Below are 417 nucleotides of genomic sequence, written 5' to 3' on the forward strand. Positions count from 1 at the left end.
GCCCGTTCAGGGCTTCGTCCAGGCGGACGCCGTGCCGGGCGAGCCGGTGGCGGGTCACGCCCCGCAACCGTCGGACGGCGGCCTCCGAGACACGCCCGTCGCGGCCGATGAGGGTCCAGGTGATCGCGGCCATCTCGTTGCGGGTGCCGTCGGTGGTCTCGAACCGGGCCTCGGGCCACACGTACTCGCTGCCGGCCCCGAGGCTGCCACCCACCATGACCCCGACGGTCACGAGCAGGCCGGTGGCGAGGGCGTCCACGGGGTACATGCCCAGGACGAACGCCACGACGGTCACCACCGCACCGGCCAGGGGGGCCCGGCGCAGGCCCTTGTCCCGCCACCAGGGGCCGGCCACGGGCACGGGGTCGCCGCCGACGCGGCGCAGCTCGCTCACCGCTCGGGCCCGGGGGCGGGGGT

General features: G+C 77.0%; 1 protein-coding gene. It reads right to left on the minus strand.

Annotated elements, in window-relative coordinates; genetic code table 11:
- Positions 1–394, minus strand: a 394-nt coding sequence (locus N869_RS16100) for a hypothetical protein (RefSeq protein WP_035063455.1), incomplete at its 3' end; no start/stop codon positions are given.
- Between the last annotated feature and the right edge of the window lie 23 nt (positions 395–417).

Source organism: Cellulomonas bogoriensis 69B4 = DSM 16987, from assembly GCF_000767165.1.
Classification (GTDB): domain Bacteria; phylum Actinomycetota; class Actinomycetes; order Actinomycetales; family Cellulomonadaceae; genus Actinotalea; species Actinotalea bogoriensis.